At 71.8% G+C, this 25,015-nt stretch carries 30 protein-coding genes; 9 read left to right on the top strand and 21 right to left on the bottom strand.

Annotation, left to right across the window (positions count from 1 at the left end):
• Positions 1-38 precede the first annotated feature (38 nt).
• Positions 39-500, bottom strand: coding sequence for a hypothetical protein (locus ACWEJX_RS00355; RefSeq protein WP_451605316.1), 462 nt, complete (start codon positions 498-500; stop codon positions 39-41).
• On the opposite strand from ACWEJX_RS00355, the gene ACWEJX_RS00350 reads away from it, so the two are divergent.
• Positions 493-651, top strand: a complete 159-nt coding sequence (locus ACWEJX_RS00350) for a hypothetical protein (protein ID WP_451605315.1) — start codon at positions 493-495, stop codon at positions 649-651. The two genes, ACWEJX_RS00355 and ACWEJX_RS00350, sit on opposite strands and share 8 nt — an antisense overlap.
• A gap of 291 nt (positions 652-942) precedes the next feature.
• Here the strand turns inward: ACWEJX_RS00350 and ACWEJX_RS00345 are convergent, their stop codons facing one another.
• Positions 943-1,701 carry a phosphoglyceromutase gene (locus ACWEJX_RS00345; protein ID WP_451605314.1) on the bottom strand — a complete coding sequence of 253 codons (759 nt, stop codon included), beginning with the start codon at positions 1,699-1,701 and terminating at the stop codon, positions 943-945.
• Between the two features lie 185 nt (positions 1,702-1,886).
• Between ACWEJX_RS00345 and ACWEJX_RS00340 the strand changes: the two genes are divergently transcribed.
• On the top strand, positions 1,887-3,233 hold the full coding sequence (locus tag ACWEJX_RS00340) for an MDR family MFS transporter (RefSeq protein WP_451605313.1): 1,347 nt from the start codon (positions 1,887-1,889) through the stop codon (positions 3,231-3,233).
• On the opposite strand, the gene ACWEJX_RS00335 is transcribed toward ACWEJX_RS00340, so the two are convergent.
• The gene (locus ACWEJX_RS00335; RefSeq protein WP_451605312.1) at positions 3,202-3,708 is read right to left on the bottom strand and encodes a YbjN domain-containing protein; all 507 of its coding nucleotides are present in this window, start codon (positions 3,706-3,708) and stop codon (positions 3,202-3,204) included. The two genes, ACWEJX_RS00340 and ACWEJX_RS00335, sit on opposite strands and share 32 nt — an antisense overlap.
• Positions 3,701-5,077 (bottom strand): D-inositol-3-phosphate glycosyltransferase, encoded by a 1,377-nt coding sequence (mshA, locus tag ACWEJX_RS00330; protein ID WP_451605311.1) that lies wholly within the window; start codon positions 5,075-5,077, stop codon positions 3,701-3,703. Before mshA ends, ACWEJX_RS00335 begins: the two co-directional genes overlap by 8 nt.
• 299 nt (positions 5,078-5,376) lie before the next feature.
• On the opposite strand from mshA, the gene ACWEJX_RS00325 reads away from it, so the two are divergent.
• The 3 genes from ACWEJX_RS00325 (at position 5,377) to ACWEJX_RS00315 (ending at position 8,905) form a co-directional block, all read left to right on the top strand.
• The gene (locus ACWEJX_RS00325; RefSeq protein WP_451605310.1) at positions 5,377-6,189 is read left to right on the top strand and encodes a class I SAM-dependent methyltransferase; all 813 of its coding nucleotides are present in this window, start codon (positions 5,377-5,379) and stop codon (positions 6,187-6,189) included.
• A gap of 202 nt (positions 6,190-6,391) precedes the next feature.
• Positions 6,392-7,447, top strand: coding sequence for an NlpC/P60 family protein (locus ACWEJX_RS00320; RefSeq protein WP_451605309.1), 1,056 nt, complete (start codon positions 6,392-6,394; stop codon positions 7,445-7,447).
• A gap of 153 nt (positions 7,448-7,600) precedes the next feature.
• Complete coding sequence (locus ACWEJX_RS00315) at positions 7,601-8,905, top strand: PP2C family protein-serine/threonine phosphatase (RefSeq protein WP_451605308.1); 1,305 nt, start codon at positions 7,601-7,603, stop codon at positions 8,903-8,905.
• Positions 8,906-8,946: 41 nt separating this feature from the next.
• Here ACWEJX_RS00315 and ACWEJX_RS00310 read toward each other — a convergent pair whose 3' ends face one another.
• The 5 genes from ACWEJX_RS00310 to ACWEJX_RS00290 all read right to left on the bottom strand — a co-directional run bounded on the left by ACWEJX_RS00310 (position 8,947) and on the right by ACWEJX_RS00290 (position 13,422).
• Positions 8,947-9,285 (bottom strand): DUF2516 family protein, encoded by a 339-nt coding sequence (locus tag ACWEJX_RS00310; RefSeq protein ID WP_451605453.1) that lies wholly within the window; start codon positions 9,283-9,285, stop codon positions 8,947-8,949.
• 105 nt (positions 9,286-9,390) lie between these two features.
• Positions 9,391-9,927: a hypothetical protein gene (locus ACWEJX_RS00305; RefSeq protein ID WP_451605307.1), complete on the bottom strand. Its 537-nt coding sequence runs from the start codon at positions 9,925-9,927 to the stop codon at positions 9,391-9,393.
• 22 nt (positions 9,928-9,949) lie between these two features.
• Positions 9,950-10,336, bottom strand: coding sequence for a helix-turn-helix domain-containing protein (locus ACWEJX_RS00300; RefSeq protein WP_451605306.1), 387 nt, complete (start codon positions 10,334-10,336; stop codon positions 9,950-9,952).
• A gap of 57 nt (positions 10,337-10,393) precedes the next feature.
• Complete coding sequence (locus tag ACWEJX_RS00295) at positions 10,394-11,005, bottom strand: GNAT family N-acetyltransferase (RefSeq protein WP_451605305.1); 612 nt, start codon at positions 11,003-11,005, stop codon at positions 10,394-10,396.
• A gap of 29 nt (positions 11,006-11,034) precedes the next feature.
• Complete coding sequence (locus ACWEJX_RS00290; RefSeq protein ID WP_451605304.1) at positions 11,035-13,422, bottom strand: ATP-binding cassette domain-containing protein; 2,388 nt, start codon at positions 13,420-13,422, stop codon at positions 11,035-11,037.
• Positions 13,423-13,571: 149 nt separating this feature from the next.
• Here ACWEJX_RS00290 and ACWEJX_RS00285 point away from each other — a divergent pair, with 149 nt between their 5' ends.
• Together ACWEJX_RS00285 and ACWEJX_RS00280 are read left to right on the top strand one after the other, a co-directional pair.
• Positions 13,572-14,060, top strand: a complete 489-nt coding sequence (locus ACWEJX_RS00285; RefSeq protein ID WP_451605452.1) for a helix-turn-helix transcriptional regulator — start codon at positions 13,572-13,574, stop codon at positions 14,058-14,060.
• A gap of 10 nt (positions 14,061-14,070) precedes the next feature.
• On the top strand, positions 14,071-14,499 hold the full coding sequence (locus tag ACWEJX_RS00280; RefSeq protein ID WP_451605303.1) for a VOC family protein: 429 nt from the start codon (positions 14,071-14,073) through the stop codon (positions 14,497-14,499).
• Here the strand turns inward: ACWEJX_RS00280 and ACWEJX_RS00275 are convergent.
• The 3 genes from ACWEJX_RS00275 to ACWEJX_RS00265 form a co-directional block, all read right to left on the bottom strand.
• Positions 14,480-14,809, bottom strand: a complete 330-nt coding sequence (locus tag ACWEJX_RS00275; protein ID WP_451605302.1) for a hypothetical protein — start codon at positions 14,807-14,809, stop codon at positions 14,480-14,482. The genes ACWEJX_RS00280 and ACWEJX_RS00275 overlap by 20 nt on opposite strands.
• A gap of 141 nt (positions 14,810-14,950) precedes the next feature.
• Positions 14,951-16,201 carry a GNAT family N-acetyltransferase gene (locus ACWEJX_RS00270; RefSeq protein ID WP_451605301.1) on the bottom strand — a complete coding sequence of 417 codons (1,251 nt, stop codon included), beginning with the start codon at positions 16,199-16,201 and terminating at the stop codon, positions 14,951-14,953.
• Positions 16,202-16,263: 62 nt separating this feature from the next.
• Entirely contained in the window at positions 16,264-16,935 is a 672-nt protein-coding gene (locus tag ACWEJX_RS00265; RefSeq protein WP_451605300.1) for an RsiG family protein, read from the bottom strand.
• A 129-nt stretch (positions 16,936-17,064) separates the two neighbouring features.
• Here ACWEJX_RS00265 and dtd point away from each other — a divergent pair, with 129 nt between their 5' ends.
• Entirely contained in the window at positions 17,065-17,490 is a 426-nt protein-coding gene (dtd, locus tag ACWEJX_RS00260) for a D-aminoacyl-tRNA deacylase (RefSeq protein ID WP_451605299.1), read from the top strand.
• Between the two features lie 85 nt (positions 17,491-17,575).
• Here the strand turns inward: dtd and ygfZ are convergent, their stop codons facing one another.
• The 6 genes from ygfZ to ACWEJX_RS00230 all read right to left on the bottom strand — a co-directional run bounded on the left by ygfZ (position 17,576) and on the right by ACWEJX_RS00230 (position 22,434).
• Positions 17,576-18,541, bottom strand: a complete 966-nt coding sequence (gene ygfZ / locus ACWEJX_RS00255; RefSeq protein WP_451605298.1) for a CAF17-like 4Fe-4S cluster assembly/insertion protein YgfZ — start codon at positions 18,539-18,541, stop codon at positions 17,576-17,578.
• 10 nt (positions 18,542-18,551) lie between these two features.
• A complete protein-coding gene (locus ACWEJX_RS00250) occupies positions 18,552-18,989 on the bottom strand; it encodes a Fur family transcriptional regulator (protein ID WP_451605297.1) in 438 nt (145 codons plus the stop codon).
• A 44-nt stretch (positions 18,990-19,033) separates the two neighbouring features.
• The gene (locus tag ACWEJX_RS00245; protein WP_451605296.1) at positions 19,034-19,606 is read right to left on the bottom strand and encodes an FABP family protein; all 573 of its coding nucleotides are present in this window, start codon (positions 19,604-19,606) and stop codon (positions 19,034-19,036) included.
• Positions 19,607-19,862: 256 nt separating this feature from the next.
• Positions 19,863-20,774: a hypothetical protein gene (locus ACWEJX_RS00240; RefSeq protein WP_451605295.1), complete on the bottom strand. Its 912-nt coding sequence runs from the start codon at positions 20,772-20,774 to the stop codon at positions 19,863-19,865.
• Complete coding sequence (locus tag ACWEJX_RS00235; RefSeq protein WP_451605294.1) at positions 20,771-21,652, bottom strand: hypothetical protein; 882 nt, start codon at positions 21,650-21,652, stop codon at positions 20,771-20,773. The genes ACWEJX_RS00240 and ACWEJX_RS00235 overlap by 4 nt, the downstream gene beginning before the upstream one ends.
• Entirely contained in the window at positions 21,649-22,434 is a 786-nt protein-coding gene (locus ACWEJX_RS00230; RefSeq protein WP_451605293.1) for a hypothetical protein, read from the bottom strand. The genes ACWEJX_RS00235 and ACWEJX_RS00230 overlap by 4 nt, the downstream gene beginning before the upstream one ends.
• 148 nt (positions 22,435-22,582) lie before the next feature.
• On the opposite strand from ACWEJX_RS00230, the gene ACWEJX_RS00225 reads away from it, so the two are divergent.
• Positions 22,583-22,945: a DsrE family protein gene (locus tag ACWEJX_RS00225; protein ID WP_451605292.1), complete on the top strand. Its 363-nt coding sequence runs from the start codon at positions 22,583-22,585 to the stop codon at positions 22,943-22,945.
• Between the two features lie 70 nt (positions 22,946-23,015).
• Here the strand turns inward: ACWEJX_RS00225 and ACWEJX_RS00220 are convergent, their stop codons facing one another.
• The 3 genes from ACWEJX_RS00220 to ACWEJX_RS00210 form a co-directional block, all read right to left on the bottom strand.
• Entirely contained in the window at positions 23,016-23,318 is a 303-nt protein-coding gene (locus ACWEJX_RS00220; protein WP_451605451.1) for a DUF3099 domain-containing protein, read from the bottom strand.
• A gap of 126 nt (positions 23,319-23,444) precedes the next feature.
• Positions 23,445-23,732: a DUF1416 domain-containing protein gene (locus tag ACWEJX_RS00215; protein ID WP_403799950.1), complete on the bottom strand. Its 288-nt coding sequence runs from the start codon at positions 23,730-23,732 to the stop codon at positions 23,445-23,447.
• Positions 23,733-23,775: 43 nt separating this feature from the next.
• Positions 23,776-24,621: a sulfurtransferase gene (locus ACWEJX_RS00210; RefSeq protein ID WP_451605291.1), complete on the bottom strand. Its 846-nt coding sequence runs from the start codon at positions 24,619-24,621 to the stop codon at positions 23,776-23,778.
• Positions 24,622-25,015 lie beyond the last annotated feature (394 nt).

Here is a 25,015-nt window from a genome sequence, read left to right as displayed (position 1 = left end):
AGGTTTCTCTGTCACCCGTCCGGCGCAGCGCCCGGGCGTCACGGCGTGAAGACCTCCTGGAGGCTGTCGATCGAGCCGTCGCCGCCCACGTCGTACCGGAAGACGAGACCGGAGTTCGGGTGCGCCTTCACCCAGTCGATCAGCTCCTGCACGCCGATCCGCTTGTTCTCGGAGCTCGCGACGATGGGGTTGGTCGCGGTGACGTACGCGGCCTGATCCATCGCCCAGCGGGCCTCCTCGCCGCTGACGACGAACGGCGCGCCGTCGCTGTCCGGGCTGCCGCAGCCCCAGGCGCCGTGCTGGAAGACGAGGTTGACCTTGCCGGTGCTTCCCGGGATCTCCTCGATGCGGTAGAGGGCGATCTCGTCCGGGTCGTAGGCGTCCGGGTTCGGCGCGGCGGTGACGCAGCCGCTGCCGGGCTTCTTCACGGGATACGTGGTCGGCGTCGCCGCCGGCTTCCCGGCCCGCTTGGTGGCCGGCTTGGTGGCCGGCTTGGCCACCGGCTTCACGCTCGGCTTCGCCGGGGGCGCGGTGGTCGGCTTGGCGGCCGGCGTCTCCGTGGCGGGCGCCTCAGTCGCCGCGGGCGCCGAACTCGCCGAAGCACTCGGCGTCCCCACCGCCCCCGCCCCGCTCGCGGTCCCGCCGTTCTGACACCCGGTCACCGCCGCGCTCAGCGCGACCGCCGCGACCGCGACACCGACAGATCTCAGCCGCAGACCGTTCATCCGGGACTCCCCCTCTTTCCACGACGGCCGCCCTCGGACCGCATCCCGGCCGGAACGTAGCAACCCGCCACCCCGATGCGCGATATCCAGCCACTCTCTGTCACGCATCCGAGACAATCCCGGCACCGGAGCACGAAGAAGCCCCCGGTCCGCCCCGCCGCACAGGCGGCAGTGGACCGGGGGCTTCCGTGAGACGTGGCTCAGGCGAGGCGCAGGGTCACTTCTTGCCCTGGTTCTTCACGGCCTCGATGGCCGCGGCCGCGGCCTCCGGGTCGAGGTAGGTGCCGCCCGGCTTGAGCGGCTTGAAGTTCTCGTCGAGCTCGTAGGCGAGCGGGATGCCGGTCGGGATGTTGAGGCCCGCGATGTCGGCGTCCGAGATGCCGTCGAGGTGCTTGACGAGGGCGCGGAGGCTGTTGCCGTGGGCGGCGACGAGGACCGTGCGGCCGGCCAGGAGGTCCGGGACGATGCCGTCGTACCAGTACGGGAGCATCCGCTGGACGACGTCCTTGAGGCACTCGGTCTGCGGGCGCAGCTCCGGCGGGATCGTGGCGTAGCGGGCGTCGTGGGCCTGCGAGTACTCGTTGTCGTCGGCGAGCGCCGGCGGCGGGGTGTCGTACGAGCGGCGCCACAGCATGAACTGCGCCTCGCCGAACTCGGCGAGCGTCTGCGCCTTGTCCTTGCCCTGCAGCGCGCCGTAGTGGCGCTCGTTCAGGCGCCAGCTGCGGTGGACCGGGATCCAGTGGCGGTCGGCGGCCTCCAGGGCGAGCTGCGCCGTGCGGATGGCGCGCTTCTGGAGGGAGGTGTGCAGCACGTCGGGCAGCAGGCCGGCGTCCTTGAGCAGCTCACCGCCGCGGACCGCCTCCTTCTCGCCCTTCTCGGTGAGGTTGACGTCCACCCAGCCGGTGAACAGGTTCTTCGCGTTCCACTCGCTCTCGCCGTGGCGGAGGAGGATCAGCTTGTACGGTGCGTCGGCCATGCGTACGAGCCTAGACGACGGCCGACGATTGACGCGCACCGTCAATTCGCTGGCGTCCGGCGTATGAGATGCGTAAGTTACGAGGACGGTAAGCGGGACTTACAAGCCAGACGTTTCACGCAGACGTTCACGCAGATGTTCACGCAGACGTTCAACCAGATGTTCAACCAGGGGGGCCGCCAGCCATGTCCATCGACTCACTCAGACGGTCAGCGCGCTCGACGGTCAGCGGACTTCCGGGCGCTTTCTGGTGGCTCTGGCTGTCGACCCTGGTCAACCGCACCGGGGCCTTCGTCCTGACCTTCCTCTCCCTCTTCCTCACCCAGGAGCTCGGCCACTCCGCGTGGTTCGCCGGACTCGTCGTCGCCCTCCACGGCCTCGGCGGCGTCGCCGGCTCCCCGCTCGGCGGCATGCTCACCGACCGCTGGGGCCGCCGCCCCACCATGGTCACCATGCACCTGGCGGCCGCCACCTGCACCGTGCTGCTCGCGCTCGTCACCAGCGCCTGGGGCATCGCGGCCGTCGTCCTCCTGATGGGCGTCGCCATGCAGGGCGTCCGGCCCTCCATCAACGCCACCATCGCCGACCTCGTCCCCGCCGACGACGTCCGCCGCGCCTACGCCCTCAACTACTGGGCCCTCAACCTCGGCTTCGCCATCGCCGCCATCGGCGGCGGCGTCGCGACCGTCCTCGGCTACCGCACCCTCTTCGTCATCGACGCCGTCGCCACCGTCCTGTGCGCCCTGATCGTCTTCCTCCGGCTGCCCGAGACCCGCCCGGAGGCCGTGAAGGACGGGACCGGCGGCGGCGCGGCGCAGGAGAAGGTCAGCATCGGCACCGTCCTGCGCGACGCGCCCTTCCGCACCCTGGTGCTGCTCAACCTGTTCGTCTGCCTGGTCTTCACCGCCCCGTGGATCGGCCTGCCGCTCACCATGGCCGGCCAGGGCCTCGACCCGTCCGCGTACGGTGTCGTCATCGCGGTCAACGGCATCGTGATCGTCGCCTTCCAGCTGCTCGTCAACAAGCTCACCGACAAGCGCTCCCCGGCGATGCTGCTCACCGTCTCCTCGCTGCTCTTCGCCCTCGGCACCGGCGCCACCGCGCTCGCCGGCTCCTCCCTCGCCTTCGCCGCGACCGTCGTCGTCTGGACGATCGGCGAGATGATCCACGTCCCCACCAACGCCGCCGCGACCGCCCGGCTCGCCCCCGAGCACGCCCGCGGCCGCTACCAGGGCGTCATGGGCATGTCCTGGGCGGTGGCCGGTTTCGTCGCGCCGATCCTGGCCGGCGCGATCGTCGACGGGCCCGGTCCGGACGTCCTGTGGATCGCCTGCGCGGGCATCGGCGCCGTCGCCGCCCTGGGCTACCAGACCCGGCTGCGCGCCGCCCTCGCCAACGCGGAGGAGGAGGCGGACGCGGAGAAGGCGGCGGACACGGAGCAGGAGGCCGTGGAGGAGGCCACGAAGAACGAGGAGCCGGTCACCGGGACCGCGGCCGCCGTCAGTTCGCCGGCTTCCGCGTCAGGTTCCTGAACGCGTCGAGGTTACGGGTCGACTCGCCGCGCGACACCCGCCACGCGTACTCCCGCCGGATCGCCGACGCGAAGCCCAGTTCGAGCAGCGTGTTGAAGTCGCCGTCCGCCGCCTCCAGGACGGACCCGAGGAGCCGGTCGAGCTCCTCGGGGGTGACGGCGGCCAGCGGCAGCTTGCCGGCCAGGTAGATGTCGCCGAGGCCGTCGATCGCGTAACCCACCCCGTACAGCTTCAGGTTGCGTTCGAGCAGCCAGCGGTGGACGCCGGCCTCGTTCTCGTCGGGGTGGCGGATGACGAAGGCGTTGAGGGAGAGGGAGTGCTTCCCGACGCGCAGCGAGAGCGTCGTGAACAGCTTGCGGGTGCCGGGGAGTTTCACCACGTACGAGCCCGGCTCCGCGGACTCCCATTCCAGTTCCGCGTCTTTGAACGTGTCCTCGATGATCCGCCGGACCTGCTCCGCCTCGACCTCAGCCATGGAGGGAGCGTACGCGACGGCGGTGCTCCCGCTGTTCCCGGTGATCCCGCAGCCGGTGGTCGTGCATCGCCGCCGTGTAGACGTCCGCCGTCGCCGACGCCGCCGTGTCCCAGCCGAACGAGCCGGCGTGCCGGGCCGCCGCCGCGCCCATCCGGGCCGACAGCTCCGGCTCGTCGACGAAGCGGCCGAGCGCCCTGGCGTAGTCCACCGGGTCGTGGCCCTGCACCAGGAAGCCGGTGACGTCGTCCCGTACGGCCACCGGCAGACCGCCCACCGCGGCCGCGACGACCGGGGTGCCGGCCGCCTGGGCCTCGATGGCGACCAGGCCGAAGGACTCGCTGTACGACGGGACGACCAGCACGCTCGCGGCACGGAACCAGTCCGCGAGCCGGTCCTGGCCGACCGGCGGCTGGAAGCGCACGAGGTCGGAGATGCCCAGTCTGGCGGCGAGCTTCTGCAGCCCCTCCGGCTTGGCGAGGCCGCTGCCGCTCGGACCGCCGACCACCGGCACCACCATCCGCCCGCGCAGCGAGGGGTCGCGGTCCACGAGCAGGGCCGCGGCGCGCAGCAGGATGTCCGGGGCCTTCAGCGGCTGGATGCGGCCGGCGAAGACGGGGATGAAGGCGTCCCGGGGCAGGCCGAGCCTGGCCCGGGCGGCGGCGCGGCCGTCGGCCGGCCGGAAGTGGTCGAGGTTGACCCCGGGGTGCACGACGGCGATCTTCGCCGGGTCGGCCTCGTAGAAGCGGGACAGCTCGTCGGCCTCCTCCGCCGTGTTGGCGATGAGCCGGTCGGCCGCCGCGACGATCTGCGTCTCGCCGATCACCCGGGCCGCGGGCTCGGGTGTGTCGCCCTCGGCGAGCGCCGCGTTCTTCACCTTGGCCATGGTGTGCATGGTGTGGACGAGCGGGACGCCCCAGCGCTCGGCGGCGAGCCAGCCGACATGGCCGGAGAGCCAGTAGTGCGAGTGCACCAGGTCGTAGTGGCCGGAGCGGTGGCCCGCCCACGCCTGCATCACGCCGTGCGTGAAGGCGCACAGCTGGGCCGGCAGCTCCTCCTTGGCCAGTCCCTCGTAGGGCCCCGCGTCCACGTGCCGGACGAGCACGCCGGGCGCGAGCTCGACGACCGGCTGGAGGCCGCCGGCGTTGGCCCGGGTGAAGATCTCGACCTCGACGTTGATCGCGGCGAGCCGCTTGGCCAGCTCCACGATGTAGACGTTCATGCCGCCCGCGTCGCCCGTGCCGGGCTGGTGCAGGGGCGAGGTGTGCACGCTGAGCATGGCCACGCGGCGCGGGCTGCGGTGCCGGCCGGGGAGCCGGAGCCGGGGCGGCGCCGCCAGGGTGCCGGCGAACCGGGACACGTACTGGCTCACGTCGGCGGTCCTTCCGCTGTCGGGCATGACGACTGTCGGGCATGACGAGCGAGGGCACGTCGCTCCCCGCAACGGCGACAACACCCGCCCGGTCCGATTTCATTTCCGGCGCCGGCGCCGCTTTGCCAATTCGTTGCGCGGTCAGCGCCCGAGCAGGGCCTGGACAGGATCGGTTCAGACCTGGTCAGGGGCCTGGACAGGACCTGGTCAGGGGCCTGGACAGGACCTGGTCAGGACCTGGTCAGGGGCCCGGACAGGACCTGGTCAGGCCGTCCACCAGCACCCTTTACGCTCGTTTCATGGCATCCCGCACTCCCCGCACGGTCGGCGCCCGGCCCGTCGGCACGGTCACCCGCGGGACCACCAACCCCAACCGGCTGCGCCGCCAGGACCGCTGGATCGCCGCCGTGCACGGCCCGGCCCTGCGCCGCTCCGACGCGCCGCCCGTCGCCGTCGACCTCGGCTACGGCGCCGCGCCCTGGACCGCCGTCGAGCTGCTCGCCCGGCTGCGCACCGCCGACCCCCGCACCCTTCTCTACGGCATCGAGATCGAGCCGGCCCGGGTCGCCGCCGCGAAGCCGTACGAGTGCGAGGGCCTGGAGTTCCGGCACGGCGGCTTCGAGGTGCCGGTGCCCGGCGAGGTCGCGCTGATCCGGGCCGCGAACGTGCTGCGGCAGTACGACGAGGAGCAGGTCGCCGCGGTCTGGGAGCGCCTGCGCGCCCGCCTCGCACCGGAGGGCCTCCTCGTCGAGGGGACGTGCGACGAGATCGGCCGGCGGCACGTGTGGGTGGCGCTCGACCGCTCGGGGCCGCGGACGGTGACCTTCGCGACCCGGCTCGGCTCGCTCGACCGGCCCTCCGACCTGGCCGAGCGGCTGCCCAAGGCGCTGATCCACCGGAACGTGCCGGGCGAGCCGGTGCACGCGTTCCTGCGGGACTTCGACCGGGCGTGGGCCGCGGCGGCCCCGTTCGCCTCGCTGGGCGCGCGGCAGCGCTGGATCCGCGCCGTACGCGACCTGGCGGCCGACTGGCCGCTGACGGACGGGCCGCGGCGGTGGCGGCAGGGCGAGGTGACGGTGCGATGGGAGGCGCTGGCGCCCAACTCCCGGTGAACTTCCGCCGGCTGGGGAACGTCGTCGGGCGCCCTGGGGAACGCAACAGGAGCAACGCACGTCACCACTAGGGGGGAGTGACCCGACAGGCCCGGTTTTCCCCTGTTGTTTTCCGGTGGCACATGGCACTATCGCCAAGGTCACGACCAAGTTACTGACGGTAAATCAGCTACGTTCATGCAGGTCACTTGAGGGGGAGCCAGTGAACCGACGCCGCCACGCCATCGCCACGCTCACCGTGGTCTGCGCCCTGACGGTGCTCGCCTCGCCGGCGCTCACCCTCCAGGCAGCCGCCGCCCCGCTCCCCCCGCCGCCGAAGCAGCCGCAGAAGACCCTCGAAGAGGTCCGCGAGGAGATCGACGAGCTCTACCGGCAGGCCGCCGTCGCCACCGACGCGTACAACCTCGCCGAGGAGAAGACCAAGGAGCAGTCCGCCGAGATCGTGCAGCTGGCCCGGATGATCGTGGCCGGCCAGCAGAAGATCGCGGACCTCAAGGCCCGGGCCGGCGCCACGGCGCGCGCCCAGTACCGCAACGGCGGTCTGCCGGACGGCGCCCAGCTCGTCCTCACCAACGACCCCCAGCTCTTCCTCGACAACGCGGGCCGGCTCAAGGAGGGCCAGAAGGCCACCACCGACCTGCTCGCCGAACTGACGCAGACCCAGGCCGAGTTGACGACGTACGCCAAGGACGCCAGCGACAACTGGACCAAGCTGGAGGCCAACCGGGTCAAGCAGGCCAAGGCGAAGAAGGAGATCAACGACAAGATCGACGCGGCGAAGCAGCTGGAGTCCCAGCTCGCCGCCGAGGAGCGGGCCCGGCTGCTCGCCCTTGAGCAGCAGGCGCAGTACCGGGCCCAGACCAAGTGGCTCGACTCGGGCATCCTCAAGGACCTGAACGAGCAGGCCACCCCGGCCGGCAAGCGGGCGGTGGAGTTCGCCACCGCGCAGATCGGCAAGCCGTACGTGTGGGGGGCGGAGGGCCCGGCCTCCTACGACTGCTCCGGGCTCACCCAGTCCGCCTGGGGCGCCGCCGGCCTGTCCATCCCGCGCACCTCGCAGGAGCAGTGGCGGCTGCTCAAGCACGTGGACATCAAGGACATGCGGCCCGGTGACCTGATCGTCTACTACAAGGACGCCAGTCATATCGGGATGTACGTGGGGAACGGGGCGATCGTGCACGCGCCGCGCCCCGGGCGGAACGTGACGCTCACGGGCGCGGGCACGATGGAGATCCTGGGCGTCGTCCGCCCGGAGTGACGTTTCTCATCGGAACAGGTGCGCCTACCTCCCCATCCGCGGCATATGCCAAGGCGTTCCGGCGGTCCGCTCTGTGATCGCCATTCCGCTGCGGCGCACGGGCCCGCTATGGTCGGTCCCCGGCCCTCGGGGGGAGGGAAGGAAACCAGACCGATGCCCGTACCCGTACCGCGCCAGAGAATCGATTCTCCCGCGGCACCCGGAACGCCCGGCACCACCACCACGAGCGGTGGCACAGCCACCGACCTCACGCTCCTCGTCGTCGAGGACGACCCGGCGGGCCCGCTCGCCGTACCCGACGTGCTCGACGCGGCCGGCCCCCGGCTGCGCGTCCGCACCGCCCGCAACCTCACCGAGGCCGAGCGACTGCTCACCGACGACGTGCACTGCGTCCTGGTCGACCTCGCCCTGCCCGCACCCCGCGGCGCGGAGGACGACCCGCTCGCGCCGCTCCGGCACATCCTGCGGCTCGCGCCGCGCCACGCCGTCCTCGCCCTCGCCGCCTCCGCGGACGCGGAGCTCGCGGCCGAGGCGGTACGGGTCGGGGCGCAGGACCACCTCTTCCGCGAGGAGCTCGACGGGCGGCTCCTCAGCCGGGCCATCCGGTACGCGGTCGAGCGCAAGCGCGCCGACGCCGTGCAGGTCAAGCTCACCGAGTCCCGGCTGCGCGCCCAGGAGAACGCCCGCCTGGAGCGCGGCCTGCTGCCGACCCCGCTCCTGGAGGGCTCCGCGCTCCGCTTCGCCGCCCGCTACCGGCCCGGCCGGTCCCGCGCGCTGCTCGGCGGCGACTTCTACGACACCGTCCGCACCCCCGACGGCACCGTCCACGCCATGATCGGCGACGTCTGCGGCCACGGCCCGGACGAGGCCGCGCTCGGCGTGGAGCTGCGGATCGCCTGGCGGGCGCTGACCTTCGCGGGCCTGTGCGGGGACGAGCTGCTCTCCACGCTCCAGCAGGTCCTGGAACACGAGCGGGAGAGCGACGAGATCTTCGCGACGCTCTGCACGGTCGACATCGCGCCCGACGGGCGCCGGGCCGGGCTCTGCCTGGCCGGCCACCCCGCGCCGCTGATCGCCCGGCACGGACTGCCGGCCCGGCTGCTGCCGTACGACGAGGGCGGCCCGGCCCTCGGCCTGCTGCCGCGCGCCCGCTGGCCGCGCCGGCAGGTGGAGCTGGGGGCGAGCTGGAGCCTGCTGATGTACACAGACGGCCTGATCGAGGGCCGTTCGGCGGGCCCGGGTTCGCCGCGGCTCGGCCAGGACGGGATGGTCGAGATGATCAACCGGCAGCTGGCGGCCGGGCTGCGCGGCGAGGAGCTGCTCGACGCGGCCGTGACGGAGGTGCGCGAGCTGAACGGCGGGGAGCTGACGGACGACGTGGCGGTGCTTGCGCTGGAACGGGACCGCGGCCCGGACCGGGAAGGGAACCCGGTACGGGACAGGGCCCGGGGCCAGTGACTGACCCCGGGCCCTGTGCCCCCTGTGGTGATCCGTGACCGCTACCGGCCGCCGTTGTAGGGGCCGTACGGTCCGTCGCTGCTCGACCCGCCGCGCCGGCCGCCGCCGCCGGAGACCTGACGGAGGGCCGGCCGCACGTCGACCATGAAGACGATGGCGGCGATGAGCCCGGCGATCTGCAGGAACAGCATCGGCAGCAGCACGTTGAGGAGCAGGTTGATCCCGAGCAGGATCAGCCAGAACTTCTTGGTCTGCTTGTCGGCGGCACGGTAGGCGTCCTCCCGGGCCATGGCGGCGAAGACGAACGCGGCGACGGCGAAGCCGGTGAAGACCAGGAAGGTCACCAGGGTGAGGATCGAGTCGAAGCCGTTCGCCAACATGCTGAGCACCGCCTAGGTGTGGGGATGGAGCGCCTCGCGGCCAAGGTACCCGTTACAACGCCCAGGACACCGGGTTTGGTGCCCGGACCGGGGGCCAAGTGGGGACTACTCGCCGCTTTCGGCGGCAACGGCCTTCTTGGCGGGCGCCTTGCGGGTGGAGGTCTTGCGGGCGGCGGGCTTGGGAGCCTGCTCGCCGGCGTCGGCCTCGGCGGCGGCCTCGGCCTTCGGCTGCGGCTCGGGGTCCGGCTCGACGACGACGGCGATCTCGGTGATCTCCTCGGCGACCTCGCCCCGCCACGCCTTGACGGCCTCCTCGCCGTGCGCGGCGAGCTCCTCGTACTTCTCGCGCGCCTTCACCGCGTACTCGGCGGCGACGCCGACCCCGCGCAGCGCCAGGTCCTGGGCCTGCTCGCCCAGCTTCTTCAGGTCGGTGTCGATGCCGCCCACGAACTCGGCGAACTTCGCCTGCGCCTTCTCCTGCACCGCCTTCGGGTCCGTCTTCTTCACGGCCTCGATCCGCGCGGGCGCCTCGGCGGCGAGCTGCTCGATCAGCCCGGGCACCTTCTTGGCCTGCTGCACGGCGAGGTCGGCGGTGCCGGCGGCGAAGTAGAGGGGGGTACGCAGTTCGTCGATGATGGCCATGGTCGTGGTCCTCCCAGAAGTTCTACGTGTCGGTGGGCTGCGCCGGCTGCCCGGCGGCGTTCTCGGCGGCGTTCTCCTTGCGGAAGGAGTCGTAGATCTGGAGCAGTACCTGCTTCTGCCGCTCGTTGATCGAGGGATCGGCCAGGATGACGGCGCGCGTCTCCAGCTCGTCCCGGTCCTTCTCGTCGAGGATCCCGGCGCGCACGTACAGCGTCTCGGCGGAGATCCGCAGGGCCTTGGCGACCTGCTGCAGCACCTCCGCGCTGGGCTTGCGCAGCCCCCGCTCGATCTGACTCAGATACGGATTCGACACCCCCGCGGCCTCGGCGAGCTGCCGCAGGGACAGCTGCGCGGTGCGCCGCTGCTCGCGGAGGTACTCACCGAGATTGCCGACGTTGAGCGATGCCATGTCTCGACCCTGCCAGCTGCCGCTAACTATTGCAAGCAGGCGCTTGCAATAGTTCTGTTACGCGGGCGCCTCAACCTCCGCCCCGCGAGCCGCGTCCCCGCGCAGCCGCCCGTACATCACCATGTCCCGCCGCTCCTCCCCCACCTGCTGCCAGCCGCGCAGCAGCCCCTCGCGGCGGAAGCCGGCGCGTTCCGCCGTGCGGGCGGAGGCGGTGTTCCAGGGTTCGACGCAGAGTTCGAGCCGGGGGACGCCGAGCTCCCGGAAGGCCCATTCCGCGACCGTGGCGAGGGCGGTGGCGGCGATGGCGCGGCCGCGGGCGGCCGGGCTGAGCCAGTAGCCGAGGGAAGCACGGCCCTGGGCGAGGTCCCTGAGCCAGAGGCCGATGAAGCCGACGGGGCGGGCCGCCCGGTCGGCGTCCGGGGCCGGGAGCTCGATGGCGAAGGGATAGCCGGCGCCGGTCGCGGCGCGGGACCACTGGCGCTCGACGAAGGCACGGCCCTCGGCGTCGGAGTAGGACGAGGGCACGGTCGTGATCAGCGGGATGTACGGGTCGGCCGACGCCTCACGGACCAGCGCGAGGTCCGGGTCCGCGAGGCGCCAGGGGCGCAGGGTGAGGCCGGTGGGGTCGGTCAGGACGGGGACGGTCAGGGCGGGGACGGTCAGCTCCATCCCCGTATCCTGCCGCGCGCCCCCTGCCGTCAGGCCCCCACGTACTCCGCCAGGTGCTCCCCCGTCAGCGTCGAGCGGGCCGCGACCAGGTCCGCCGGAGTGCCCTCGAAGACGATGCGGCCGCCGTCGTGGCCGGCGCCGGGGCCGAGGTCGATGATCCAGTCGGCGTGGGCCATGACGGCCTGGTGGTGTTCGACGACGACGACGGACTTGCCGGAGTCGACGAGGCGGTCGAGGAGGCCGAGGAGCTGTTCGACGTCGGCGAGGTGGAGGCCGGCGGTGGGCTCGTCGAGGACGTAGACGCCGCCCTTGTCGCCCATGTGGGTGGCCAGCTTGAGCCGCTGGCGCTCGCCCCCGGAGAGGGTGGTGAGCGGCTGGCCGAGACTGAGGTAGCCGAGGCCGACGTCGGCGAGGCGCTCCAGGATGCGGTGGGCGGCGGGGGTGCGGGCCTCGCCGGCGCCGAAGAAAGCCTCGGCCTCCTCGACGGACATGGCGAGGACCTCGGCGATGTTCCGGCCGCCGAAGCGGTATTCGAGGACCGAGGCCTGGAAGCGCCTGCCCTCGCACTCCTCGCACACCGTGGACACCCCGGCCATCATCGCCAGGTCCGTGTAGACGACCCCGGCGCCGTTGCAGGTCGGGCAGGCGCCCTCCGAATTGGCGCTGAACAGCGCGGGCTTCACGCCGTTGGCCTTGGCGAACGCCTTGCGGATCGGGTCGAGGAGCCCGGTGTACGTCGCCGGGTTGGAGCGCCGCGAGCCGCGGATCGCGCCCTGGTCGACCGACACCACGCCCGCCCCTCCAGGGATCGAGCCGTGCACCAGCGAGCTCTTGCCGGAACCGGCGACACCGGTGACGACGGTGAGGACGCCGAGCGGGATGTCGACGTCGACGTCGCGCAGGTTGTTCGCGTTCGCGCCGCGCACTTCGAGGACCCCGGTCGGCTTCCGTACGGCCTCCGGCGCCTTGATCGCCGCCCGGTCGCCGAAGTGCCGGCCCGTGATCGTGTCACTGGCCCGCAGCGCGTCGACGGTGCCCTCGAAGCAGACGCTGCCGCCCGCCGTACCCGCGCCGGGCCCGAGGTCGACCACATGGTCGGCGATCGCGATGGTCTCCGGCTTGTGCTCGACGACCAGGACCGTGTTGCCCTTGTCGCGCAGCCGCAGCAGCAGGCCGTTCATGCGCTGGATGTCGTGCGGGTGCAGTCCGGTGGTCGGCTCGTCGAAGACGTACGTGACGTCGGTGAGCGACGACCCGAGGTGCCGGATCATCTTCACGCGCTGCGCCTCGCCGCCCGAGAGGGTGCCGGAGGGGCGGTCGAGCGCGAGATAGCCGAGGCCGATCTCCACGAACGAGTCGAGGGTCTGCTGGAGCGTCGCGAGCAGCGGCGCCACCGAGGGGTCCTCGACGCCGCGCACCCACTCGGCGAGGTCGCTGATCTGCATCGCGCACACGTCGGCGATGCTCTTCCCGCCGATCTTCGACGAACGGGCGCCCTCGTTGAGGCGGGTGCCGTCGCACTCGGGGCAGACGGCGAAGGTGACCGCGCGCTCGACGAAGGCGCGGACGTGCGGCTGGAGGGAGTCGACGTCCTTCGACAGCATGGACTTCCGGAGCTTGGGGATCAGGCCCTCGTAGGTGAGGTTGATGCCCTCGACCTTGATCTTGGTCGGCTCGCGGTGCAGGAGGTCGTTCAGCTCGCGCTTGGTGTAGCGGCGGATCGGCTTGTCCATGTCGAAGAAGCCGCTGCCGGCGAAGATCCGGCCGAACCAGCCGTCCATGCTGTAGCCGGGGATCGTCAGCGCGCCCTCGGCGAGCGACTTCGTCTCGTCGTACAGCGCCGTGAGGTCGATGTCGGAGACCGCGCCGCGGCCCTCGCAGCGCGGGCACATGCCGCCGGTGATGCTGAAGCTGCGCCGCTCCTTCACCGTCCGGCCGCCCTTCTCGACGGAGACGGCACCGGCGCCGCTGATGGAGGCGACGTTGAAGGAGAACGCCTTCGGGCCGCCGATGTGCGGCGTGCCGAGGCGGCTGAAGAGGATGCGGAGCATGGCGTTGGCGTCGGTGGCGGTGCCGACGGTGGAGCGCGGGTCGCCGCCCATCCGCTGCTGGTCGACGGTGATCGCGGTGGTCAGACCGTCGAGGACGTCGACGTCGGGGCGGCCGAGGGAGGGCATGAAGCCCTGGACGAAGGCGCTGTACGTCTCGTTGATCAGCCGCTGCGACTCGGCGGCGATCGTGTCGAAGACGAGGGAGCTCTTGCCGGAGCCGGAGACGCCGGTGAAGACGGTGAGCCGGCGCTTCGGCAGCTCGATGCTGACGTCCTTGAGGTTGTTCTCGCGCGCGCCGTGCACGCGGATCATGTCGTGGCTGTCGGCGGCGTGCGACGGCTTGCTCATCGACGGCTTGCTCATCATGTCTCCTCGGTGGTGGCTCGCCCAGCCAGGCTAGGCGGGGCGGGCGGCCGGTGCTTCTCGATTCCTGACCGACCCGGGGGCAGTCGTGGCAGGGTGGGACCGTGACGCCGACGCTCGACGACCTGGTGAGACTGCGCCGCGCGCGGGACATGATCGACCGCGACTACGCGGAGCCGCTCGACGTGCCGGCCCTCGCGCGGGCCGCGCTGATGTCGGCCGGGCACTTCCAGCGCAGCTTCCGGGCGGCGTACGGGGAGACGCCGTACAGCTACCTCATGACCCGGCGGATCGAGCGGGCGAAGACGCTGCTGCGGCGCGGCGACCTGAGCGTGACGGAGGTGTGCTTCGCGGTCGGGTGTACGTCGCTCGGGTCGTTCAGCACGCGTTTCACGGAACTGGTCGGGGAGAGCCCGAGCGCGTACCGGGCGCGGAACCACGAGGCGGGCGAGCCGATCCCGGCGTGCGTGGCGAAGTTCCTGACGCGCCCGACCAGGGCGCCGCGACAGCCCGTCCCCGCCTCCGCCCCCGCCTCCGAGTCCGCCTCGGACCCCGGATCCGACTCCGGATCCGCCTCCGACTCCGCCCCCGGTCCGGAACCGGTCAGGAACGGAGAAGCGGAAAGCCCGGCGGGCTCCTAACGTCGGTCCCATGAACACGAACGCCACCACCATCAACCTGTCCCAGTGCTTCATCGCCGTCGACGACCACGACAAGGCGCTCGCCTTCTACCGCGACGCCCTCGGCCTCGAAGTCCGCAACGACGTCTCCTTCGAGGGCATGCGCTGGGTCACCGTCGGCTCGCCCACCCAGCCGGACGTCGAGATCGTCCTCGAACCCCCGCTCGCCGACCCCAACGCCCCGGCCGCCGACCGCCAGGCCGCCGCCGAACTCCTCGCCAAGGGCATGCTGCGCGGCGTCATCTTCCGCACCGACGACGTGGACGCCACCTTCGAACGCATCCGCGCGGCGGGCGGCGAGGTCCTCCAGGAGCCCATGGACCAGCCCTACGGCGTCCGCGACTGCGCCTTCCGCGACCCCGCGGGCAACATGCTCCGCTTCAACCAGCCCCGCTCCTGACCGCACCCCCGCCCCCGCCCCCGAGGCCGGCCACCCAACGCGCGACGGCCGCGTAGTCCGCCTCGCCGAGTCCCGTACGCGGATCCACCCGGTGCAGCAGAGCCGGCGCCGGGTGGTGGGCACCCGTCCAGGCGCGGTCGGGGGCGGTGATCTCGTCGTCGAGCCAGACGTACGGACGGCCGCCCGCCCAGGCGGAAAGAGCATCCCGGGGCGGGGCGGGGGCGTAGGAGGGGTACGGGGTCGGGGCGCCGAAGGGGATCAGGGGGCCGTCCACGTCCAGGAAGAGCAGGGGTGGGGGCAAGGGTCGCATGGGGTCAGCCTGGCACCTGGGTCACTCGTACGCTCGTCGATATCGCCCGGATCGGAGCCGAACTCAGCGACGTATACGGCCCGTCCGCCGCAACGCCGCCGGCAGCGGCTCACGACACCCTCCACGCCCACGTGATCTCGATCAGAAGATGTCCATACTCCACGGCCGCCGCGAGGTCCGCAGCAGCAGGTCCGCCCGCGCCGCCGCGCCGGCCGCGGCCTCCTCCACCCGGCCGAGCGCCCCGAGCCGTACCGCCGACTCGTCGCCGAGCACCAGCGTCGCCAACTCCGCCACGTCCAGGACCAGATCGGGCGCCGCCGTCGTCGGCGTGCACGAGCCGCCCTCCGGGGACGCGTCGAGCCGGTAGCGCCCGCCCGCGAAGCCGGCCGCGTCCCGCACGTCCAGGACGAGGCTGCCCTCGGTCGCGTACGTCCGCGGTTCGAGCACCTTCGGCACGTCCAGGATCCGCAGCCACAACATGTCCGCGTGGGTGACGACCTGCGCGGCGCGCGGGTCGGGCAGCAGCAGCGGCAGGACGTCGTCGGGGGCGCGGTGGCCGGTCCGGACCCGGGTGATCCAGTCGACCGAGCAGACGAACCGCCACAGCGCGCGCTCCGCGGCCGGCGTGACGGCGACGAGGTCGCGCACGCTCGCCGTGTTGACCGGCTGCTTCTGGTCGCTCCACTTGTCGTCGACGGTGTACGCGACATAGCCCTCGATCTCGCCGGCGGCGGACCGGTAGACGGCGTAGAACGGCTCGGTCCACGGCTCGAAGTGGTACGAGTTCCCGGTGCCGACGTCCCAGCCGCGCGCCGTGCGGTCGGTGACCCCGGCGCGCTGCGCGGCGAAGCGCCGGTGCAGCGCCGGGCCCTCCTTGCGGATCTCGGCGCCGTCGGAGAAGTCGATGCGCCCGCCGCCGTCCGCCTCCCCCGGTCCGGACCAGCGGCCGTCCAGTCCGGAGCGGGTCACGTCGACGACCCACTCGGTGGCCCAGCTCGCGACGCCGAAGCCGAACCGCCCGTATATCGGGTACTCGGCCGCGATCAGCGTCGCGCACGCGTCGCCGCGGTCCTTCGCCCGGGCCAGGTCGCCCGCCATCATCCGGCTGAGCAGGCCGCGCCTGCGGTGGGTCGCGGAGACGGTGACCCCGCTGACCGCGTTGGCGGCGAGGTCCGCGCCGCCGACCGTGGACAGCTTCTGGGCGAAGGAGTGGAAGGTGGCGACGATCCGGCCGCGGTCGAAGGCACCGTAGGCGCGGGTCAGGTCCGTGTGCGGCAGCCGGTCGGCGACCTCCTCGTCCCTGATCACCGGAGGGTTGAGGAAACCGAACCGCTTGGTCAGCAGCCACTCGCGGAACTCGGACTCGTCGATCGCGCGCACCTCAAGGCTCATCCTTCGAGGCTATGCGGGCGGCGAAGCCGGGCGCACGCGAGTTTCCCGCAGGCCCGGGGAGCTCACGCCAGCAGGTCGTCGACCTGCGCCTCGCCCTCCCGGTAGCGGCGGGCGATCTCCGCGCTGCAGTCGTCCGCCGTCCGCTGGAGCTGGTGCCGGCGCCGGGAGACCTGCTGCTCGTACCCCGCCAGCCGCCCCATCGCCGTGTGCAGCTCCTCGTCCGTACGGGCCGTCAGGTCCGACAGCTCGACCTCCGACAGCATCTCGGCCGCGAGCCGTCGGTACTCCTCGCCGCGCGGCGTCGACAGCGTCACGTGCCGCACCGACGTCCGGTGCCGCGACGGGGCGTCCGCGAGGATCTCCGACAGCCGGTCGAGCACCGGCGTCTCCGCACCCGCCGCACCCGCCGGCGCCCCGGGGTCCGCGGCCCCCGGGTCGGTGCGGCGCGCCAGCTCGGCGCGCAGGATGTCGATCCGGCCCTGGAGCATCCGCCGTACGTAGCTCAGATCGGCCTCGTCGCTCTGCGCCTCGCGGCGCAGTGTCCGCAGCTCGGGCAGCCGCAGTGCGCCGAGCTCCGGCTGCGGCCGCTCCGGCAGGTCGGGCTCGGCGGTCCGCTGCACGGGCGGGCGCCCGACGGATCCGTCGACGGAACCGCCGAGCCCGCCGGAACGGCCGGAACCGCGGGTCAGGCGTACGGGACCGGACGGCGTGTGCCCGGTGCCAGGTGCACTCATGAGAATCGTCCCCTCGACCGGTGCGGTCGGCCGCACCGCCTGACAGGCATGGTGCCACTCGCGCCCCGGCCGACGCAGGCGGTCTGCACCCGTTCGGCCCTGCCCGTATCAGTCTGTAGGTTGGTCCGTATGCGAGCAGTGGTGCAGAGGGTCGACGGCGCGAGCGTCGTCGTCGCAGGGGAGACCGTCGGCGAAATCGTCGGCGAGGGGCTGTGCGTGCTGGTCGGGGTGACCCACGACGACACGCCGGAGAAGGCCGCGCAATTGGCCAGAAAGCTCTGGTCCGTCCGGGTGCTGGAGGGCGAGAAGTCCTGCTCCGACGTGAACGCGCCGCTGCTCGTCATCTCCCAGTTCACCCTCTACGGAGACGCCCGCAAGGGCCGCCGCCCCACCTGGAACGCCGCCGCGCCCGGCCCGGTCGCCGAACCGCTGGTCGACGAGGTGGTCGCACAGCTGCGGGCGCTCGGCGCGCGCGTGGAGACGGGCCGGTTCGGAGCGGACATGCGCGTCTCGCTCACGAATCACGGCCCGTTCACGGTGCTGCTCGACGTCTGACAGCCGGTTCGGCTGGGCTCGGCAGTACGGCTCAAGCGGTACGCGGTACGCGGTACGGCTCAAGCGGTACGGCTCAGGCGTACGCCTACGGCTCGACGATCGTCTCCTGCGCGGCCGCCGTCGTTCCCGCGATCAGCTCGGCGTCCACCGGCACGTTCCGCTTCACCAGCGCGAGGGCGATCGGGCCGAGCTCGTGGTGGCGCACCGCGGTCGTGACGAAGCCCAGCTGGCGGCCCTCCGCCCCGTCGGCGGCGAGCCGGACCGGGTCGCCGTGCGCCGGCAGGTGCACCTCGCTTCCGTCCAGGTGCAGGAAGACCAGGCGGCGCGGCGGCTTGCCCAGGTTGTGGACGCGGGCGACCGTCTCCTGGCCGCGGTAGCAGCCCTTCTGGAGGTGGACGGCGCTGCCGATGACGCCGATCTCGTGCGGGATGGTCCGGTGGTCGGTCTCGAAGCCGAGCCGCGGCCGGTGCTGCTCGACGCGCAGCGCCTCGTACGCGAGGATGCCGGCGGCCGGTCCGTGCGAGGCGGCGAAGGACTCCAGGTCCGCGCGCGGCAGGAACAGGTCGCGGCCGTGCGCCGTCTCCCGTACGACCACGCCCTCGGGCGCGGCGGCGATGGAGCCGGCCGGCAGGTGGACCACGGCGAAGTCGTCGGTGCGGTCGGCGACGTCGACCCGGTAGAAGAACTTCATCGACTCCAGGTACGCGATGAGCTCGGCCTGCGTGCCCGGCTCGACGTGCGCCCACACCGTCTCGCCGTCGTCGACGAGGTACAGGGCGTGTTCGATGTGTCCGTTCGCGGAGAGGATCAGCGCGTCCGTGGCCTGGCCGACGGGGAGGGCACTGACGTGCTGGGTGAGCAGCAGGTGCAGCCAGCTCAGCCGGTCGGCGCCGGTGACGGTGACGACACCGCGGTGCGAGAGGTCGACGAAACCGGTGCCGTCGGCAAGGGTCCGCTGCTCGCGGAACAGGTCGCCGTAGTGGGCGGCGACTCCTTCGTCACGGCCTTCGGCGGGGACGGCGCCGGGCAGGGACAGCAGTGGGCTCTTCATGGATGAAAGCCTACGACTCCGCGGCGGCGTGCTTTAGTGCGCAGTCCTCGCACTGGCCGAAGATCGCGAAGTGCTTCATGTCCGTCCGGAAGCCGAAGGTCTCGCGGAGCTTGCCGGTGAAGTCGGCCGCGACCTCCACGTCCGCCTCGATGACCTCCGAGCAGTCCCGGCAGACCAGGTGCAGATGGTGGTGCCGGTCGGCGAGGTGGTAGGTCGGCGCCCCGTGCCCCAGATGGGCGTGGCTGACCAGACCGAGCTCTTCAAGGAGCTCCAGGGTCCGGTAGACGGTCGAGATGTTGACGCCGGAGGCGGTCTTGCGGACCTCGACGAGGATGTCGTCCGGGGTCGCGTGCTCCAGCGCGTCGACGGCCTCCAGGACAAGCTGGCGCTGGGGCGTCAGCCGGTAGCCGCGCTGCCGCAGGTCGCTCTTCCAGTCGGTGCTCACCACGCCCCCAGTGTAGGAGGGCGTGGCCCGAGCACCGAGGGTCTTGCCTACTTGAAGAAGGCGATGCCGTCGTCCGGCATGTCGGGGAGGTTGCGCGCCATCTCGGCGACCTCCTCCGGGGTGACGACCTTCTTCAGGTGCGCCGACATGTAGGGGCGCAGCGGGACCTCGGGGGTGGCCTTCTCGCCGACCCACATGAGGTCGCTCTTGACGTAGCCGTAGAGGCGCTTGCCACCACTGTACGGGCCGGAGGCCGCGGTGCGCGCGACGGCGTCGGTCGCGATGTCGATCTGCGGCTTCTGGTCGGCGAGCTCGCCGTACCAGACCTCGACGACGCCCTGGTCGCGGATCATGACGACCTCGACCTTGCGGTCCGCGTCGATGCGCCAGTAGCCGCTCTCGCTCTCCAGCGGGCGGACCTTGTTGCCGTCGGCGTCCAGGACCCAGGAGTGCGAGTGGTACTCGATGAAGTCGCGGCCGTCGTGGCTGAACGTCACGGACTGGCCGAAGTTGCACTTCTCGGCGCCGGGGAAGTCGGACACGCCGGCGCCTTCCCACGTACCGAGCAGGAACGCGAGGGGGACGAGGCCGGGATTGAGGTCGGACGGGATCTGGATCATGAGCAGCTCAGGCGATCTGTTCTCGTTCGGTTGTTTAGCGCTGGCCCTGGTACAGCTTCTTCACGGTCAGACCCGCGAAGGCGAGGACCGCGACACAGACGAGCGCCAGCAGGGTTTCGAAGAAGACGATCACTTGATGCTCCTCGGTGAGCGGTGAAGGCGGAACGGGCCGGACCCCAGCTTAGTGGGCCGGGGACCCGGCGCTCTCGGTGAGGTGGGTCTCGTACGTGATCTCGTACGGGACCTGCCCGGGCGGTCAGCCGAGCAGCTGGTCCTGGAGGGTCACCGTCTGCTGGAACGGGACGGCCGCCGCCCCGCCCTTGCGGGACTGGACGACCAGGGCGAGCGTGTCGCCGGCCTGGATGTAGGACCAGCGGGTCTGCTCGGCGCCGTACGGCTTGGTCTCGGCGACCGTGTACACCGCCGTGTCGTCGGCCCGTATGTCGCCGCCGAGGGAGTCGCTCTCGACGGTCCCCGTGCCGTCCAGCGGCAAGGTGTCCTGCGAGCCGCCGTTCAGCGCGTCGTCCTTGAACGCCTCCGAGAAGCCGACCGACTTGAACCGCAGCAGGTAGACGGCGCTCTTCGTGCCGTCCGGCATGGTCCAGGCGCGGGCGGCGACGTGGCGGAGGGCGGAGTCGTCGATGGCCTGCTTCAGGGCACCGCGCTTCTCCTTCGGATAGAGGGACAGATAGTCGTCGACGCTCACCCAGCCGCCGGCCCGCTTCGGGTCCACGGTCGCCCCGGCCGGCGCCGGCAGCACGAGCGCGCGCAGGTCGGCGTAGTGGATCTCGCCTTCGTTGCCGTCGGTGAAGGGGCGCGGGGCGCCCTCCGGCAGCGCGGGGAGACTCAGCTTCGGGTACTCCCACCGGCCGTCGTTCGCGGTCGCGAGCCCGGGCACGTCGGTGCGCTCCATGGCCGTGATCCCGGCGGCGGTCCCGACGCCGAGGCCGCCGCAGACGACGAGCGCGGCGGTCCAGAGGGCGACGGCGCGCAGCACGCGACCGCGGGTGGCCGCTGCCGCCGCCGGGACCTGCGACGCCTCCGGGGCCGCTGCCGCCTCGGAGGCCGCTGCCGCCTCGGGGGCTTCCGGAGTGGTCCGCGGCTCGGGAGTGGTCTGCGGCGTCTCGGGGGTGGTCTGCGGCTCGGTCTCGCTCACGGTCTCGCTCATACGTACTCCCCCGGGGACTTGATGTGGTCGAGCTGCTTCTTCACCAGCTCGGCGACAGCGGACCTGTCGAAGGGCCGGCTGCCCGAGGCGGTGACCGAGACGAAGTACCCCGACTCGTTCGCCGAGCAGAACATGCCGTCCAGGCCACGGTCGCCCTTGGTCTTCTTCGGCTTCGGCTTCGGCATCGCGAAGCAGGACGCGTCCTTGTGGTCCGCGATCTTCGGGCCCTTGGGGAACCCGAGCAGCTCGGCGATCTCGGCCCGCAGCCTGCGCAGATCGGCGCCGAACCGCTTGTCCTTCAGGTGCACGACCTGCACCTCGACCACGAGGTCGTCATCCTCGGAGGCGTAGGAGCGCACGGCGATGCCCTGGATGCCGAGCTTCTCGATCCGCTTGTCGAAGTCGCGGCGCTTCTTGCCGGAGAGGCCCTTGCCCTGCTGCTTGACCAGGGCGATCGCGTCGCGCGCGGAGAGTTCGCCGTCGTTGCCGTAGCGGTCGACGTCGGGTCCGAGCACGTACCCCTCGGGGACCGGCAGCAGCAGCTTGCTCAGCGGCGTCGAGGCCCTGCCGTGGGCGAGCGCGTCGGCGGCCGGGTCCTTGCTCTCCGCGTCGCTCGCCGCGTCCGGGGCCGGTTCCTCCCAGCCGATCGTGGGCGCGTGGCGCTCGGCTCCCGCCACGGTGACGCCGGTGTACGTCCCGCCGGCGGCGAGGCCGAGCACGAGTACGCCGCCGAGGACGTACGGGAACAGGCGGCGCGGCCTGCGCGGCGCGGGTACGGAGGCGGACGTGGGCGCGGACGCGGGCACGGACGTGGGCGCGGACGTGACGGCGCCCTCGTCGAGGCCGGCGTCGGCGTTCGGGGTGGTTTCCTCGCTCACAGGCGCTCCAGCTGCCGCTCGGCCAGCGAGGAGATCTCCTTCTGGCTGATCTTCTTGGTGTCCGTCACAAAGATCTCGATCGCGACGTCGCCGCGGTGGACGTACGCGCGGGCCTCGTAGATGTCGAGGTAGCCCGACTTGCGCTGCACCGGGAGCAGGTAGGTGCGCCCGTCGGCGCTGCCCTTGACCGGCTGGCCGTAACCGGCGTCGTCCTGCATGAACCCGCGCTGGTCCTCCGCGTGCTCGGCGGCGCCCAGAGTGCTGCCGGACCGGAACTGCACCAGGTTGATCTGGGTGAACCTGAACTCGCCCGTGCGCCAGCCCTCGCTGGCGACCCGGCGGATGCCGCCGTCCAGCAGGTACTGGAACTCGCCGGCCGGGCCGTCGAAGTCCGAGGCGTACGAGGCGAGGCTCAGCCAGCCGTCCTCGGGAAGGAAGTCGGCCTTCCTGGCCCCCGCCGGCTTCGGCAGCAGCAGCTTGCGCAGGTCCCCGTCGGTCTTCAGACCGCGGTCCTCCGCCACGGTCAGCGGCTCCGGCTCCTTGCCCTTCGGGAGCGGCTTCGCCGGGTAGGCCAGGCCCTTCTGGTTGAGGGCCGGGAGCGGAGTGGGCTCGCGCTCGGCCTGGATGCCGTAGCCCACCGCCGTACCGCCGACGATGCCGAGCACGGCGGCGACGGCGATCAGCGCGACGGCGCGGCCGGCCCGGCGGCGCGGAGCCGGCGTCTGATCAACGGCGGGAACCGGCGCGGGCGCGGGTATCGGCGCCTGATCGGGCGCGGGCACCGAGGTGTTTTGAGCGGATCCCACCGCTTCTGAGGCTTCCAAAGCAGTCCCCCCACGAGACTAGAAGCGCGGATTCCGTATCACCGCGCACCCAACTGACCCGTGAGTGATGCATGAGGTTGCCTCGAACCGCATTACAGTTCGGTATATGGCGAAGAAGCTCGTGATCAAGGTGACCGCCGGTGCCGACGCCCCGGAACGCTGCTCCCAGGCCTTCACGGTGGCCGCCGTCGCCGTCGCCAGTGGCGTCGAGGTCTCGCTCTGGCTGACCGGCGAGTCCTCCTGGTTCGCCCTGCCGGGCCGCGCGGCCGAGTTCGAGCTCCCGCACGCCGCACCGCTGCCGGACCTGATCGACTCGATCCTCGCGGCCGGCCGCGTCACCCTGTGCACCCAGTGCGCCGCCCGCCGCGAGATCACCGAGGACGACGTCCTCAAGGGCGTCCGCATCGCGGGCGCGCAGGTCTTCGTCCAGGAGGCCATGGCGGACGAGACCCAGGCCCTCGTCTACTAGTTCCGGCCGCCCCCGTAGCCGGCCCTCCCCCGGTTCCGGCAGCCTCCGCCACGCAGTCCCAGCGGTCCCGTTACGCGTCCCGGTCGCGCTTCTTGCCGTCCAGTTCGTCCCACCAGTCGTCGGACTGCTTGTCACCGCTGGGATCGTCCCACCAGCGGTCGTCCGGCCCCCGCCGGTTCGCGACCATCGCGGCGAACGGCGGGATGAGCATGGCGACCACGCACATGGCGATGGCGGCGGGGACCGAGAAGAGGCGCACGACGGCCCAGGCGCCCACGAAAAGCACCAGGCAGACGCCCATCATCCAGAAGTAGACGCGTCGTCGCCGTGCGTACACACCTTCAGAGTACGACCGGAACGCGACCGCCGACAGTCTGTGCGCGGGTGCCGCGCGGGCAGACCCGCGGGCAGACCGAAGGGCCGTGCCTCAGGTCCCGGAAAGCGTCCAACCCCCCAGGAGGCACGGCCCCACGGCCGTTCAGTGGTGATCCTTCGTGGATCAGACCGCGATGGCGACCTCGGCGAGGCCACCCTTCTGGGCCACGACCTGACGGTCGGCGGTGCCGCCCGGGACCAGGGCGCGGACGGTCCAGGTGCCCTCGGCCGCGTAGAAGCGGAACTGGCCGGTGGCGGAGGTGGGGACCTCGGCCGTGAACTCGCCGGTGGAGTCGAGGAGACGCACGTAACCGGTGACGGGCTGGCCGTCCTTGGTCACGTAGCCCTGGATCGTGGTCTCACCGGGCTTGATCGTCGAGGCGTCGGGGCCGCCGGGCTGCGCTCCGCACATGTCAGGAATCCTTACGGTCGATGAGGGGGGAGTCTCAGGGGTCTTACTTGTTGGCGCCGAGCTCGATCGGCACGCCCACGAGGGAGCCGTACTCGGTCCACGAGCCGTCGTAGTTCTTGACGTTCTCGACACCGAGCAGCTCGTGCAGGACGAACCAGGTGAGCGCGGAGCGCTCGCCGATGCGGCAGTAGGCGATGGAGTCCTTCGCCAGGTCGACCTGCTCGTCGGCGTAGAGGGCCTTCAGCTCCTCGTCCGACTTGAAGGTGCCGTCGTCGTTGGCGTTCTTCGACCAGGGGATGTTGCGGGCGGACGGGACGTGGCCCGGACGCTGCGACTGCTCCTGCGGGAGGTGCGCCGGGGCGAGCAGCTTGCCGGAGAACTCGTCGGGCGAGCGCACGTCGACGATGTTCTGGTTGCCGATCGCGGCCACGACGTCGTCGCGGAAGGCGCGGATCGAGGTGTCCTGGGCCTGGGCCTTGTACTGCGTGGCCGGACGGTTCGGGACCTCGGAGCCGTCGACCAGGTCGCGGGAGTCGAGCTCCCACTTCTTGCGGCCGCCGTCGAGCAGCTTGACGTCCTGGTGGCCGTACAGCTTGAAGTACCAGTAGGCGTACGACGCGAACCAGTTGTTGTTGCCGCCGTAGAGGACGACCGTGGTGTCGTTGGCGATGCCCTTGGCCGAGAGGAGCTTCTCGAAGCCCTCCTGGTCGATGAAGTCGCGGCGGACCGGGTCCTGGAGGTCCTTCGTCCAGTCGATCCGGATCGCGTTCTTGATGTGGTTCTTGTCGTACGCCGAGGTGTCCTCGTCGACCTCGACCAGGGCGACCTGCGGGTTGTCGAGGTTGGCCTCGACCCAGTCGGCGTCGACCAGGACGTCGCTGCGAGCCATGCTGTTTCTCCTCCGGGGCAGTGTGCGGCGGTGTCGTGCGGGGTGGTGCGGTGCGGGTACGCGTCGGTGCGCATGCGGCGGATTCGGTGCGTGCGGACGACGGCGTACGGCTGCGCAGGGGTGGCCCCGACATCACGTCGGAGGGCCTGAGGAAATACGGGGCGACGTGCGCCCCGCTCAGACAGAGCGACAGAGCATGGCGGCGATGCGGCACAGGTCTACTGCCCGCCGCTTCGTGAGTTCCGCCTGTCGCTTCATGACGACGATCGTAGGGACGGACAGGCGGCCGTGTCACCGGCGTGTCGTATTTTGAGACGCGATCGTCCGGCATTCGGGATGCAAAAAGGGTGCGGAACACCCCGGAGGGCCCGCCGACAGCGGGCTTGGCCATTGT

The organism is Streptomyces sp. NPDC004788 (genome assembly GCF_053601115.1).
This window is presented reverse-complemented; position numbering and strand designations above follow the sequence as displayed.

Coding starts and splice junctions, on each gene's coding strand:
- ACWEJX_RS00345 (WP_451605314.1), bottom strand. CDS start 1,701: ATGGCCGACGCACCGTACAAGCTGATCCTCCTCCGCCACGGCGAGAGC.
- ACWEJX_RS00340 (WP_451605313.1), top strand. CDS start 1,887: ATGTCCATCGACTCACTCAGACGGTCAGCGCGCTCGACGGTCAGCGGA.
- ACWEJX_RS00335 (WP_451605312.1), bottom strand. CDS start 3,708: ATGGCTGAGGTCGAGGCGGAGCAGGTCCGGCGGATCATCGAGGACACG.
- ACWEJX_RS00325 (WP_451605310.1), top strand. CDS start 5,377: ATGGCATCCCGCACTCCCCGCACGGTCGGCGCCCGGCCCGTCGGCACG.
- ACWEJX_RS00315 (WP_451605308.1), top strand. CDS start 7,601: ATGCCCGTACCCGTACCGCGCCAGAGAATCGATTCTCCCGCGGCACCC.
- ACWEJX_RS00310 (WP_451605453.1), bottom strand. CDS start 9,285: ATGTTGGCGAACGGCTTCGACTCGATCCTCACCCTGGTGACCTTCCTG.
- ACWEJX_RS00305 (WP_451605307.1), bottom strand. CDS start 9,927: ATGGCCATCATCGACGAACTGCGTACCCCCCTCTACTTCGCCGCCGGC.
- ACWEJX_RS00300 (WP_451605306.1), bottom strand. CDS start 10,336: ATGGCATCGCTCAACGTCGGCAATCTCGGTGAGTACCTCCGCGAGCAG.
- ACWEJX_RS00295 (WP_451605305.1), bottom strand. CDS start 11,005: ATGGAGCTGACCGTCCCCGCCCTGACCGTCCCCGTCCTGACCGACCCC.
- ACWEJX_RS00290 (WP_451605304.1), bottom strand. CDS start 13,422: ATGATGAGCAAGCCGTCGATGAGCAAGCCGTCGCACGCCGCCGACAGC.
- ACWEJX_RS00285 (WP_451605452.1), top strand. CDS start 13,572: ATGATCGACCGCGACTACGCGGAGCCGCTCGACGTGCCGGCCCTCGCG.
- ACWEJX_RS00280 (WP_451605303.1), top strand. CDS start 14,071: ATGAACACGAACGCCACCACCATCAACCTGTCCCAGTGCTTCATCGCC.
- ACWEJX_RS00275 (WP_451605302.1), bottom strand. CDS start 14,809: ATGCGACCCTTGCCCCCACCCCTGCTCTTCCTGGACGTGGACGGCCCC.
- ACWEJX_RS00270 (WP_451605301.1), bottom strand. CDS start 16,201: ATGAGCCTTGAGGTGCGCGCGATCGACGAGTCCGAGTTCCGCGAGTGG.
- ACWEJX_RS00265 (WP_451605300.1), bottom strand. CDS start 16,935: ATGAGTGCACCTGGCACCGGGCACACGCCGTCCGGTCCCGTACGCCTG.
- dtd (WP_451605299.1), top strand. CDS start 17,065: ATGCGAGCAGTGGTGCAGAGGGTCGACGGCGCGAGCGTCGTCGTCGCA.
- ygfZ (WP_451605298.1), bottom strand. CDS start 18,541: ATGAAGAGCCCACTGCTGTCCCTGCCCGGCGCCGTCCCCGCCGAAGGC.
- ACWEJX_RS00245 (WP_451605296.1), bottom strand. CDS start 19,606: ATGATCCAGATCCCGTCCGACCTCAATCCCGGCCTCGTCCCCCTCGCG.
- ACWEJX_RS00240 (WP_451605295.1), bottom strand. CDS start 20,774: ATGAGCGAGACCGTGAGCGAGACCGAGCCGCAGACCACCCCCGAGACG.
- ACWEJX_RS00225 (WP_451605292.1), top strand. CDS start 22,583: ATGGCGAAGAAGCTCGTGATCAAGGTGACCGCCGGTGCCGACGCCCCG.
- ACWEJX_RS00215 (WP_403799950.1), bottom strand. CDS start 23,732: ATGTGCGGAGCGCAGCCCGGCGGCCCCGACGCCTCGACGATCAAGCCC.
- ACWEJX_RS00210 (WP_451605291.1), bottom strand. CDS start 24,621: ATGGCTCGCAGCGACGTCCTGGTCGACGCCGACTGGGTCGAGGCCAAC.